12 protein-coding genes are annotated in these 12,881 nt (G+C 52.2%); 1 reads left to right on the forward strand and 11 read right to left on the reverse strand.

Annotated elements, in window-relative coordinates; translation table 11 throughout:
• Positions 1–46: 46 nt before the first annotated feature.
• Positions 47–679 carry a TetR/AcrR family transcriptional regulator gene (locus PGW97_RS23970; RefSeq protein WP_248827373.1) on the reverse strand — a complete coding sequence of 211 codons (633 nt, stop codon included), beginning with the start codon at positions 677–679 and terminating at the stop codon, positions 47–49.
• 207 nt (positions 680–886) lie between these two features.
• Here PGW97_RS23970 and PGW97_RS23975 point away from each other — a divergent pair, with 207 nt between their 5' ends.
• A complete protein-coding gene (locus PGW97_RS23975) occupies positions 887–2,032 on the forward strand; it encodes an amidohydrolase (RefSeq protein ID WP_273860046.1) in 1,146 nt (381 codons plus the stop codon).
• A gap of 361 nt (positions 2,033–2,393) precedes the next feature.
• Here PGW97_RS23975 and PGW97_RS23980 read toward each other — a convergent pair whose 3' ends face one another.
• The 10 genes from PGW97_RS23980 to PGW97_RS24025 form a co-directional block, all read right to left on the reverse strand.
• A complete protein-coding gene (locus PGW97_RS23980) occupies positions 2,394–2,783 on the reverse strand; it encodes a hypothetical protein (RefSeq protein ID WP_047885052.1) in 390 nt (129 codons plus the stop codon).
• Positions 2,784–3,212: 429 nt separating this feature from the next.
• The gene (locus tag PGW97_RS23985; protein WP_047885051.1) at positions 3,213–3,938 is read right to left on the reverse strand and encodes a 3-ketoacyl-ACP reductase FabG2; all 726 of its coding nucleotides are present in this window, start codon (positions 3,936–3,938) and stop codon (positions 3,213–3,215) included.
• Positions 3,935–4,414, reverse strand: a complete 480-nt coding sequence (locus PGW97_RS23990; RefSeq protein WP_047885050.1) for a hotdog family protein — start codon at positions 4,412–4,414, stop codon at positions 3,935–3,937. Before PGW97_RS23990 ends, PGW97_RS23985 begins: the two co-directional genes overlap by 4 nt.
• Entirely contained in the window at positions 4,414–5,616 is a 1,203-nt protein-coding gene (locus PGW97_RS23995) for a beta-ketoacyl-[acyl-carrier-protein] synthase family protein (protein WP_273860047.1), read from the reverse strand. The genes PGW97_RS23990 and PGW97_RS23995 overlap by 1 nt, the downstream gene beginning before the upstream one ends.
• Positions 5,616–7,208, reverse strand: coding sequence for an HAL/PAL/TAL family ammonia-lyase (locus PGW97_RS24000; protein WP_273860048.1), 1,593 nt, complete (start codon positions 7,206–7,208; stop codon positions 5,616–5,618). Before PGW97_RS24000 ends, PGW97_RS23995 begins: the two co-directional genes overlap by 1 nt.
• Positions 7,209–7,290: 82 nt before the next feature.
• Positions 7,291–7,698: an ApeI family dehydratase gene (locus PGW97_RS24005; protein ID WP_273860049.1), complete on the reverse strand. Its 408-nt coding sequence runs from the start codon at positions 7,696–7,698 to the stop codon at positions 7,291–7,293.
• Positions 7,695–9,431, reverse strand: a complete 1,737-nt coding sequence (locus PGW97_RS24010) for an AMP-binding protein (protein ID WP_273860050.1) — start codon at positions 9,429–9,431, stop codon at positions 7,695–7,697. The genes PGW97_RS24005 and PGW97_RS24010 overlap by 4 nt, the downstream gene beginning before the upstream one ends.
• 422 nt (positions 9,432–9,853) lie before the next feature.
• A complete protein-coding gene (locus tag PGW97_RS24015; protein ID WP_273860051.1) occupies positions 9,854–10,123 on the reverse strand; it encodes a phosphopantetheine-binding protein in 270 nt (89 codons plus the stop codon).
• Positions 10,124–10,181: 58 nt separating this feature from the next.
• Positions 10,182–10,937, reverse strand: a complete 756-nt coding sequence (locus tag PGW97_RS24020) for a beta-ketoacyl synthase chain length factor (protein ID WP_273860052.1) — start codon at positions 10,935–10,937, stop codon at positions 10,182–10,184.
• 673 nt (positions 10,938–11,610) lie between these two features.
• Positions 11,611–12,843 carry an anhydro-N-acetylmuramic acid kinase gene (locus PGW97_RS24025; protein ID WP_273860053.1) on the reverse strand — a complete coding sequence of 411 codons (1,233 nt, stop codon included), beginning with the start codon at positions 12,841–12,843 and terminating at the stop codon, positions 11,611–11,613.
• Between the last annotated feature and the right edge of the window lie 38 nt (positions 12,844–12,881).

A 12,881-nucleotide genomic window follows, 5' to 3' on the forward strand; every position in this document is an offset into this window, starting at 1 on the left:
GTGAAACATGAGCTGCCTGACTTAAACAAACAGCTTGGTAATCAACTTACCGAGCTGGCTGGTACATCCGAATAAATGCCGATACCGACTGGCGGATCTGTTGATCCAGACACTTCTTATCGGGCAAAGGTTTACCCAGCAGCGTGGTATAAAAAAAATCCTGCTTCAACAAAGCCAACAAGTTGCAGCATGCCTGCTCTGGCGACGGAATGGCCAGCTGCTGTGCCACCTTATCTGAAGCCAGATACGCGATCAGATACTGATGTTTTTTATCCGGCCCGTTGGCAAGAAAGAAATCTGTAATGTCTGCGTGCTGATGAAAGTCCGCCGCGACGATCCGATACAATCCCAGCACCGGATTGGTACACAGCCGATGAATGTAATCCTGCCCGAAACTCACCAGGCACGATTCCACCGGCAAAGACGCTTTTTCTGAAAAATCGAACACGTCTTCCAACGACTCAAGATTGTGAGCCAGTACCGCTTTGAACAAGCCTTCTTTGCAGCCGAAATAACGATAAAGGGTTTGTTTGGAGCCACCGCAACGCTGAACGATCTGATCCAGTGCTGTATCTCTATAGCCCTGCTCAAGAAACAAGATCGTGGCAACTTCCAGGATTTTTTGCTGTTTGACGACCGTTGAAGGACGTACAGCGAGTTTCAGAGATGGTTGCATCATGCCTCCCGCCCGACCAAAACTGTACCAATTAGTACAGTTTTGATTATAATCGCCGTCCCCCCAGAATGATACCTTTCCGCTCACGTAAGTACGGCAATGCTTTCTTCAACACGCAGCGTCTCCTAAGGTTGCGATCCCGCTCACAACCTTCTCACCCCACCGGGCGTAACCTATTCAACTTGTTCACTATTTCGATTGTGATGCGCTATGGAAAAGACGTTACCGACACAGAATTTTGACCCCATCCTGTTTCGCCGCACCCTGCACCAATTCCCAGAACTATCGGGAAAAGAACAGACAACGGCGCAACGCATCATCAGCCAACTTAACGCATTCGGGCTTACGCCCAGGACAAACATTGGCGGTCACGGTATTGTGTGTGAAATCCGCGGTACCCGGCCCGGCACGACAACCTTGCTGCGCGCTGATTTTGATGCCCTGCCGATTGTGGAAAAAAGCGACCATGCACACTGCTCGCAACATCCCGGAGTCATGCATGCCTGCGGCCATGATGGCCATACTGCCAGCATGATGGCGGTTGCACGCCACCTCGCCAGCCACCCGCCAGTCTCTGGCAGCGTCCTGCTACTGTTTCAACCGGCGGAGGAGACGGGCACCGGTGCGGCTGACATGTTGCGAGATCCGTGGCTGGCCGGTCAGGCCGTCAATAATGTATTCGCGTACCACAATCTGCCGGGTTACCCGCTCAATACCGTGATCACCCGTCCCGAAACGTTTGCCTGTGCTTCAACCGGTGTCACCATTACCCTGGAAGGCAAAACCTCCCATGCTGCCAAACCGGAAAACGGCATTAACCCAACCAACACCCTCATCGCGCTAATGCAGGAGTTACAACAACTCCCGACCCGATTCCCTGATGTGTTCTCGTTAGTGACCATCATTCATGCCACACTGGGTGAGCCCGCGTTTGGTACCGCGCCAGGCGACGCCCAACTGCTCGCTACTCTGCGCAGTGAACAGAGTGATGTCCTCAAGGCAATGCAGCACGCGGTAGAAGCCGCAACCCGGACATACAGTGAGCAAACCGGGCTGCGCTATCAGGTGAGTTGGCAGGAATCATTTAACGCAGCGGTTAACACACATCACCACAATGAACTGGTGCAGCGTGCCGCCAGTGAACTGGGGCTTCCTGTCTACCAGCTGCAAGAGCCGATGCGCTGGTCAGAAGACGTTGCCGAATTTCTGGCCTGTTGGCCTGGTGCCTTGTTTTGTGTGGGCAGTGGTGAAAGCCACCCGCAACTGCATAATCCGGACTACGATTTTCCGGATGCCCTGATTGAGACAGCCAGCGCACTCTTTCTTCATCTGATTGAGATGCTGCATAACCGCTAACCACTTCAAATAACATTGTTAATAGGCCCCTTTTCTTAATGACAAAGGGTTAAGAAATGGGGCTAAAATACCGAACGCCGGGGAAGCGCTGAATCTGAGGAAAAGGGAAGATGGAACAAGAGAAAAGCCCAAACAAGAAGATAGAAGATAGAAGATAGAAGATAGAAGATAGAAGATAAGACTATGCAGTTAAACGGATGTCATGCCGTAGATAGCGCGACGGGGTTAAGTGCCCGGCGTTAATTTTCCTGCATTAGATTCCCTGCGCTCTATGTCAGGTGTAAAGCACAGGGGAAAACTGCCACGCGAGAGACAGAGAGCGGGTACATGAAAGGAATGGGGACAAAAAAGGTGCCGCGAATTAGAAACCAAACTCAAAGTTTACCGAGCCACTGTCAACATCCAGATCCCGATCATTTCGGACTTCACCTCCCGCTTTGACGGAAATACTGAAATCGTCAGTGGCCCGAAAGCGCATGCCCGCACCAAATTCGGTCGGGGCTACCGTGTTCACATTTTGATTAATACTGTTTTCATCCACCATCCGGTTATGCACCGGTCGGCTGCCTTCACCAATAAATTCAAAGGTCTGGGATGACTGGCGGGACGCATCAATGAACACATCACCAAGGGCGCGTTCTTCGCGTTGTGCCTGCTGTTCAGCCAATATTGGCCCCAGCGGCAACGCCTGCTCTTGAGCCTGACTGACCAACGGCAAACAACAGATCACGATTCCCAGTTTCCAGTTCATTTTTCGTCCTTTCCCCTGTCCTGAGCCCTGATTCAAGGTGTTGATTCAAGGTATTGAATCATGGTGTTGATACAAAGTGTTAATTGGCGGTGTTGCTTTGAAGTGTTCATTTAATGCCAAAGCCTGATTACATCCGCAAACCAGCCACTTATCTGGCCATTATCTGTGCTATATCCGGCAAACCCATTTACCGAAACACCGGCACTCACTGTGGCTCAAGTGCTCGCGTTGTTAAAATTAAAAACTGAGAAAGAATCTACACTTACCGCCATCAATCAGCAAGCGAGGTATAGCTTGGCAATGTGTGAACAGTTGTAAATAACCGCGCTTGATCACTGTTACGCGCACATATTTTTCAGGTTTCAAGGTTTCAAGGTTTCAAGGTTTCAACATATCTTCGGCATCCGGCTTGCTACTACCATAACCCGATTACAATAACCCGCCATTCACCGAAATCACCTGACGTGTCACGTATCCTGCGATGTCTGACATTAAGTAGCTGACCAGCCCCGCCACTTCTTCAGGCTTTCCGGCACGCCGTATTGGGATCTGCGGCAAAACCTGCGCTTTGAGATTATCATCCACCAACCCGGTCTCAATCAGCCCCGGTGCTACGCAGTTCACGGTGATATTTCGCTTCGCCAGTTCCAGTGCCAACGCTTTGGTCGCACCAATGACTCCGGCCTTGGCAGCGCTGTAATTGGTCTGGCCGCGGTTTCCCATCAGCCCCGACACGGACGCCAGCGTGACAATGCGCCCACCTTGCCGGTTTTTCACCATCGGCATTACACAGGGATGAAGCACATTGTAAAAACTGTCCAGATTGGTGTGTACCACACCGTCCCATGCCTCTTCGGTCATCGCCGGAAAAGCCATATCCAGTGTGACACCGGCGTTGCTGACAATACCGTAATAAGCGCCGTGCTGCTCAATGTCGTTTTCCAGTTGCTGGCGACACTGCGCCCGATCCCGAATATCAAACTGAATCAATCTGCCTCGACCTCCCAGATATTGAATCTCATCCAGCGTCTGCCTGGCCCCGGATTCATCTCGACCGTAGTGCACCACCAGCGTAAAGCCGTCTTTGGCCAACTGGCAGGCGATGGCCCGACCAATGCCTTTGCTGGCACCGGTTACTAATACCTGTCTGGTCACGTTCTTTGCTCCTTGTCATGCGGATTAACCACCATTTGCGCCAGTTTCGCCGTCGCTGGGACGTACACATTCAACTGACAGGTCGCCACACTCTGTCCCTCAATCTCAATACGGCATGAAAATACCGCCATGCCCTGATTGTCCAGAATGCGTTCACCATACAAATCCAGCACGGTGCCGACATCAAAAGCCGAAACCTCAGAGTGATAACGGCGGCTGCCCAGTAAGAAACCGATATCGGGCTGTCGACCGGCCTGCCAGGCCTGATAGCCGGCCCAGCCAGCCACCGTTTGTGCCAGCAGCTCGATCCCGACATAGCCCGGCAGATGCTGACGCTGCGCATCAAAAAACGGGTTAAGACCGGACACACGCGTACGGCAGTGAACCTGTTCCGGCCCCACCGCCACCAGCTCATCAACCATCAGCATCGGTTTGGTATGAGGTAATAGATAAGACAACTCAGGCAGTTCTCGCATCACAACACTCCAAAAATCAAGCTGACGTTATTGCCGCCAAAAGCAAAAGAGTTACTCATAATAGCCGGCTGACGCAGTGCCATCCCCGGTGACACCAGTGAAATTGGTATATCACCGATCTCGCCGTCGTTTACCTGAGTCGGCAGGGGCAACTGATGGTGTAACACATGCCAGCAAATGGCGGCTTCCACGGCACCAGCCGCTCCCAGAGTGTGGCCAGTCAGGGGTTTGGTGGAACTGACCAGCACCTGCGACCCAAACACCCGGACAATGGCGAGGCTTTCCATCGCATCATTCAGCTGCGTGGCGGTTCCGTGGGCATTGATGTAACCAATCTGCGCGGGCGATAAGCCCGCATCAGCCAATGCACGACGCATCGCCCTTTCAGCGCCCAGCCCATCCGGATGGGGAGCAGAAATATGATGCGCATCGGAACTGTCTCCGGTTCCCAGCAAAGCTATATGTGGCGTATTGGGCTCCCCCTCATGAATTCGCGGCTCACGACTCAGCAACAGAAACGCCGCGCCCTCGCCGATATTGATCCCGTTCCGGTTCTGACTGAACGGATTACAGCGTTCTGAAGAGAGTGCATCCAGCCCATGGAAACCGTTCAGTGTGAGCTGACACAGAGAATCCGCACCCCCTGCCAACACCGCATCAACCAGACCGGACTCCAGCAAGCGCTTAGCCGAAATCAACGCCCGCGCACTGGATGTACACGCCGTTGACAAGGTGTATACCGGCCCCAGGATATCGAAATAGTCAGCAATAAATTCCGCCGTATTGTCCGGCTCTTGCTGGTGATAGTGGTAATCGTCCGGGAACGCGCCATTTTCCAGAAACGCGGTCATCGCCGCTTCCCCGTCAGCCATACCAAAGGTGCTGGTGCCGACGATCACCGCGACCCGTTCACGCCCATAGCGGGCGATAGCATGTTCAATCTCCGGCTTAATATCATTCAAAGCAGACAGTGCCAGCCGGTTGTTGTAAGTATTCTGATGGCTAAACCTTGCCGGAATCTCCGGCAGAGGATCAACAGCTCTGCCAACCACCGTTTGCCCGCCACTGTTCAGGCTGTCTGTGGTCACTTGCATGCCGGGGGCATCGCCGCTTTGCAAGCTGTGATGAATCACCGAACGGGATAACCCGAGGGCACAATGGATGCCGCAGGCGTGAATATAAATGGGTTTGTTGCTATTCATCATCCGTCCTTATGACCGGATACCCGGTTTCGCGGCTCCTGAGGATGCGGATAGAGCAACCACTGCTGGTGTTGAATCATATGCACCACGCGGCGTAAATCGGCTTCAAGCGGGCGGTCTTCAACCACCGGCTCGAAATCCTCCAGCACGGCGTACAACATTCCATGGAGGGCCGGGCTGAGTTGCTCCGGCTGCAACTCGCCCTGACGCAAACGCAGTACCATCGCCTGCGTTGACGCCAGCAAAGCCGCCGACGCTACCTGCTCGGTCAACTCCAGTACCCGCAAACAGTCGCGGGACGCAATAGTCCCCATACTGACTTTGTCCTGGTTGTGGCACTCGGTGGAACGAGAAAAGACACTGGCCGGCATCGTGTGCTTCAACGCTTCTGCCGTCCAGGCTGAGATCCCGATTTGTACTGCCTTGAAGCCATGATTAATGGACGCTCGATTTCCTTGCGCACCACTCAGGTTTCTGGGCAGGCCGTTATTGAATTTATGATCCAGTAACTGCGCCATTTGGCGATCCAGCAGATCTGCCAGATTCGCCACTGCCGTTTTCAGGGTATCCATAGCCATGGCAATGTGACCGCCGTAAAAATGGCCGCCATGCAGCACCCGTTCGTTATCGCCATCAATAATGGGATTGTCGTTGGCACTGTTCAGCTCATTTTCGATCAGCTGGCGCAACCAGGGCAGCGTGTCTTGCAACACCCCAATCACATGAGGCGCACAACGCAGTGAATACCGGTCCTGAAGGCGGTCGCTGTTTGCCGGCGGGGCATCGCTTTGCAGATCAGCCCGCAGCCAGGCGGCAATCTGCTGTTGACCGGGATGCGGTTTAACCGCGAAAAGCGCTTCATCAAAATGGAAGTCATTCCCCTGCATCGCAACCGATACCATGGCGGTGATTCGTGTCGCCAGCTGCGCCAGATATTCCGCCCGGCTGAATGCCAGACAAGCCAAAGCGGTCATCACCGACGTGCCGTTCATCAGCGCCAGTCCTTCTTTCGGACGCAATGTCAGCGGAGTAATGCCAAGTTCAGCAAAAACCTCCGCCGTGGGGCGTACCGCATCGCGATAAATGACTTCCCGTTCGCCAACTAAGGCGGCAGCCAGATAAGACAAGGGCGTTAAATCCCCGCTGGCTCCCACCGAACCTTCCTGTGGGATATAGGGCGAAATCCCCAGATTGAGCAAGGTGACTATCTGATTCAACAGCTCATGGCTCACACCGGAGACCCCTTGTGATAATGAGCACAGCCGGGTTGCCAGTACGGCGCGAGCCTGATGTTGAGTCAAATGTTCACCCAGTCCGCAGCCGTGAAAACGGGTCAGATGCAGCGGTAATTCAGGCACCAGCTCTGGGGGGATCGCAACCGTACAGGAGTCACCATAACCGGTTGTCACCCCATAAATGACCCCATCGTCCTGCAGTAATCGCTCCAGAAAAGCAACGCCACGGTCAATTTTGGCGGTAAACGCCGCGTCCTGGTTCATGGCTGCCGGGGCACCATCAGCAATGGCAATGACATCTTCAATCGTCAGCCGCCCGGCACCAAATCGAATGGGTTGAGGTTTCTGAGTCGTCATAACATGTTCCTTGTTTTGCCTAGCCTTGTTCGTTATGTCTCGCCGGGTTCGTTCTAACTAACTGTTCTCGTTTTAATAGCAGTCAACATGCTGAGCGGTTAGATCGCTGAGCAGCAAGCGGGAAAAGTGAGATAACCCCTGAGGCATGCTGGTGGTGACCATCCGGGGAGCGGTAGGCAAATTTAAGCTTGTGCTTTTCAGGTAGCCATTCAACCGCCAACACAACCGTTGCGGCTGGTAGGATCGGTGCCTGAAACTTTACAGACTCCATCCCGCCAAACCGATCCGGGGTCTGCAGGTAAGTCACAGCACAGGTGACCGCCCATTTGAGTTGCGCCACGCCGGGTAACACCGGCTGCGCGTCAAAATGGCCGGAAAAATAGATAATCTCCGGGTCTATCCGGCATAACAGTTCACAGACATTGCCACGAACGGTTTCTTGCAACACGGTCGGAAAACGTGTCTGTTGATCTCGTTTATCCCTGTTCATTGCTTCCCTTTTCTCATTGGCTTGTCTTTGTCATTACTCACCTTCGGACGCAAACCGTCCGTTGCGGAGAATAAACTCACCAGTTCTGACCACTGACGCTTTCCCTGTGCATTAACCGGAATGGCCTCGACAAAACGGAAACGCCGAGGAATACCGACCGGTTCCACCCACTCCCGCATGGCCTGACGTAATGACACGGCAAACGGCCCTTTGCCCAGCCGTTCAAACGCAGCCAGCCCATCGGGTGACAATGTCAGCACGGCGGCTAACTGCGCACGTTGGTACTGCTTATCTTCAATGACTGCTGCATCCGCAATCCAGCGATGTTGCGAAAGCCGCCCTTCCACCTCCGGCAGCGAGATGCGCTTTTCTTCGATTTTCACTACCCGATCGACCCGTCCTTTGAGATGAAACTTGCCCTCAGGCCGTAATTCACAGGCATCCTGAGTGACATACCAATCGTTCGAGGGCAGATAGGGAGATCGCAGCATTAGGCATTGTTGCGGACTGAGTCGGGCTTCCAGCCCCGGGAAAAGCTGCCACGCCTGTTCATTCTCATCAGTCTGGACGGTCGCCGATTCGGCACTCTGCGTACTGTTCTGAGTGAGAGCTTTCTGAGTAGGAACTTTCTGAGCAAGAGCTGGCTGAGTAATGGCCTGCTGGATAAAAGCTTGCTGAGCGACGACCTGCTGGCGGTGAGCAATTCCGCCAGTCTCGGTACTGCCGTAAATTTCAATCGGTGGCAGCCCCAACAGCTTCGCCACCCGCCGAGACACCTCGACTGACAGTGGCCCGCCGGAGGAAAATACACCGCGATAGGATTGGGCTGATGCCGTTGTCAACCGTTTCAGCAACGCCGGACTGGTGATCAATACGACATCCGGTGACGCGTTCTGAATAACTTGCTCCGGGTACAACCAGTTAGTGCGGGCGAAGCATCGTCCGGTGCACAAGGGCCATAACACCCGGAATAACAAGCCATAGATATGCTGGTGGGAAACCGTACTGGTGATCAATAAGGCCCCTTTGCTGTCGCCACTGCCGCCTTGCCTCCCCGCCTCAGGAGACAAAGCGTCATGCTCGTCAAACATTGCCCCCCAACAGGCTTCCAGCCCCTGAATTTCCGCATCCAGTAAATCGAGTGTTTTATAAACAGGTTTAGGCGCACCACTGGAACCAGACGTAAACAAAATCAGGGAAATGTCTGACAGTACCAGCGGCTCAATCAGCTCAAACAGCTCAGGTCGTTCCGCCGATAAACTTGGCAGCAACGCAATCGGGGACACCAGAGTGTCTTCCCTTTCCGTTCTGACATCCTGCTCTGTGGTGGTATTAAGGCCACAAACAACAAGTAACGGTACTGATGCTGACCCGACGATTAATTCTGTATCACTAAGCACACCATCAAACTGATCCGCTAATTCTGCCAGTGCACCAGGGCGTATATTGCCGGGCAGCACCAACACTTTACCGGCACAAGCCGCAGCCATAAATGCCACGGCAAGCCAATAACTATCGTCAAAACACAATGCCCAGCGTTGCTCTGATCGTTGGCGCAAGACCCGCTGCCAATACCCGACATCACAGCAATAGTCCTTCCACTGCTTTGTGCCCTGAATACCAGATGCCACCCGAAGCGTCCGTGGACGTTCCGTCCCCAGCAAAGAGGACAACGATATAGACAACGGCGATCTGGGTAACGGCGATCCGATTTGCTGGTGATTCAATGCCATTCGCTATCCTTAGTCTGTATTACCGACGCAACATTCTGCCAGTGATTAAAGACAGAATGTCTAGCCTTCAGAAACGGTGAAAAGTCAGAAATCAATAGCCGCGTGAAGTGGCGCCGATTAAAGACGGCAGGCCCATATTTCATCATCACATTGATAAACTATTGCTTAACTGCCATCGCTAAAAATGTGGCTGTTTAACATGATTGAAATACGGCCTAAAAGCATGATCTTAAATACCAGTGTCTTAAAATCCAGAGGTTTAAAAACCAGTGCATTCAAACCAACGCATAAAACTAGCACCGTAAAACTAGCGTCTTAAAATAAACACATTTATTACGGACATAAAAGTACGCTATAAAAAATGGCCGTTAAATGCCAACGCCTTCCATCCTTATTTTCTATTGCTCGTTGACTTTTCGGATTCAGAGTGACGCTGACGGACGATGCTCAGAAATAAATTTGGCCAGATTTTCTACCGATGCGAAATTAGTCCGCGTATTACTGTCATCCATATCGAGAATAACGCTGTACTGATTTTTAATTGCCAGGCCCAGTTCCAGCGCATCAATGGAGTCTAATCCCAGTCCATCACCAAACAGCGGCGCGGTCGTTTCAATATCCTCAATCGAAAGATCTTCCAGATTCAGCGTTTCAATAATGAGTGCTTTCAATTCCTGATGTAATTTTTCCATGATCATTTCTCCTTTCTATTTCATGTTCTTGCCCACCCAGTCGGGTAACGCAGAAAATTCAGGTTCTGGCACGTTTCCAATGCCAGCAATACCGGGGTTCCCGCATCGTCCAGCGCCGGGCTTTCGACACCAGTGCGTCTACGAGCATCAAGCCTTGCGGTAAAGGGCTGCAATCCGGTGAGTCAATCTGAAATCCTACGTGGCGGTTTGATTGTCTTTGCCCCTGGACCAGAAACTCTTGCCCAGACGTCAGCAACAATCCCAGGGCATAACCGCGGAAATCCTGCGTTTCATACTGACCGTAAGGATCAGGCAGAGGCTCATCAAAATCGACCAGCAGTACGCGATGCGTCGGATTTGAGGCCAGGTAAGCCGCGGCTTCAATGCAAGCAGCGTGCAACGATGAGCGGGATGCCGATACCGATGTCGCCGCAACGGTCTGACCGGCAATAATGGTAAACAGTCCTGTCGCGGTATTGTGGACTGACTGAGAAAACGCCATCGGCGATGCCGGTTGTCCGGCTAACACCGATTGCAACAGCTGGCTAGTTCGGGTCAGTTCGCCATGGCGGCAGGAAAACACAATATAATCAACCGATTGTTCACGAGTCAGAGACACGGCCACCTGAACCGCTAACCGGCTCAAGGTGCTCATTCGCCGCTTTTGCATCGGAGGGATCGCATCACTGGGGACGAAATGTTCATTATCTGGCCAGGCATATCCATTAGCCTGCCAGTCGGCCCATTGTTCAGGCTGACTGATGCCCGGCGATAATGCCATCCAGTCTATTACATCAAATTGAATGCCTTGCATGAAATGAAACCCAGCCAGTTAATAACAATTATGTTATTTGTATTTTATTTATTACCTCTATTATTAATGCATTTAATTTAGTATGACAACTATTGCAAGCTTTTATAACCCAATCAATTTTAAAAATTCTGCGTTATACCACAAACCAAGTGGTTTATTTGATAAAACACTGCTTTCGCACAGAAATATTTTACTCACTCTCTGATATTTAGAAACCTACTGGCTTCATGCAGTAAGTCGCTATTACGCTAATAAAATCTAATCCCTGAAATGAAAAACATTCATTGATAGATTTATAATACCTCTATACTCATTTAATAAGGCGATACTGTATTTAACGCACAATTTTTTCTGCCATCATGGAAATAGTATCAATTGACACTGCTAAGCTTAGTATTTATTGAAGCCAAACGTCTGTAGCCTCGACGATATTTTTATGAAGACTGAATGGTGGTGACCGGAGATAATTTTACGAAAGCGGAAGCCATAAGGTTTCAGAAGCCGGCGTTTAAAACCGGCTTATTTTCTGTCATATGCGATGACTCATTGCTCGTCCAGTTTAGGCTATTGGGGCACCTGAAATTAACCCTGCAGCTACCCCAGAATAAATCCAACAATTAACCAGGTAATCAACTCAGCAAACAAGCTGGTAGCCAAGTCGACCTAAGGCACATCAATCTGCCGGATAAATCACACCTAATGATGCAGGGCGGCTTGCTCCGGTCACTTCCGGCACGTTACTCGGCTGGTTGTGTATCCGCTGCCGGGCCAACCAGGCAAACGCCATCGCTTCCATGTAGTCCGCATCTACCCCTTCATCACGGGTATTACCCACCAGCCATTCCGGCAGCAACGCAGACAATCGTGCCATTAGCGCCGGATTGTTCGCACCGCCGCCGCAAACCAACAGGCGTGGGCTTGCGCCAAACTTAAAGGTATGTACCTGATCTGCAATTGTTCGGGCGGTAAACTCCAGCAAAGTCGCCTGCACATCTTCCGGAGCCAACCGTTCACCTGTTGCCGCAGCAACAAGTGCCAATTGCTCGTTCAACCAAGGCAGGTTGTAATGCTCCCGACCAGTGCTTTTCGGATAGGTTTGGGTCAGATAAGGATCGCTCAGTAACTGAGCCAACAAGGTCGCGTGGCAACGCCCAGACCGGGCATACGCGCCGTCCCGATCATACTTGTCACCCTGCTGCTGATAAATCCAGGCATCCATCAACATATTACCGGGTCCCGTGTCATAACCGACAACCTTCCCGCTGTGAACGTCCGTTATGGCTTCCGCTTTTGAGTCTACCCGAGCATTCTGCCCGGCTCCCCCTGCCATGCCAGCCACAGTACGGGATGGCGGAAGCACAGAGATATTCGCAATACCGCCAATATTGAGGACAACTGTCGTCGAGTTAGCCTGGGCGAATAAAATGCGGTGAAAAGCCGGTACCAGAGGTGCTCCCTGGCCACCCAGCGCCATATCTTTGCGACGAAAGTCCGCCACCGTGGTGATCCCGGTTTTGGCCGCGATAATGTTGGCATCCCCGAGTTGGGTGGTAAATGGGTATTCACTCTCCGGATGGTGATACACGGTCTGGCCATGGTTGCCAATGGCGGTAACATCCTGAGGAGAGATTCCCTTTTGCCTTAACAGCGCATTCACCGCATCCGCAAACAAGTGGCCGAGACGGTGATCCAGTTCACCGATCTGACGCAAGTTGGTGGCTTGCCCGAGACAGACTTCCAGCAAAGCATGTTTCAGCTCATCCGGCATCGGGTGATCGTAGTGAGCCTGCAGGCTAACTGACACCGGCTGTGCGTCGGACGCCTCATGCTCTATCGCCACCAGCGCCACATCCACTCCGTCCAGACTCGTGCCTGACATCACCCCAACATATAATTCCCGGCTCATCCGCTACCCTTCATGATGACTTACAGAATAGTCACTCA

Origin of the sequence: Photobacterium sp. GSS17 (assembly GCF_028621875.1) — a bacterium.
GTDB lineage: Bacteria > Pseudomonadota > Gammaproteobacteria > Enterobacterales > Vibrionaceae > Photobacterium > Photobacterium ganghwense.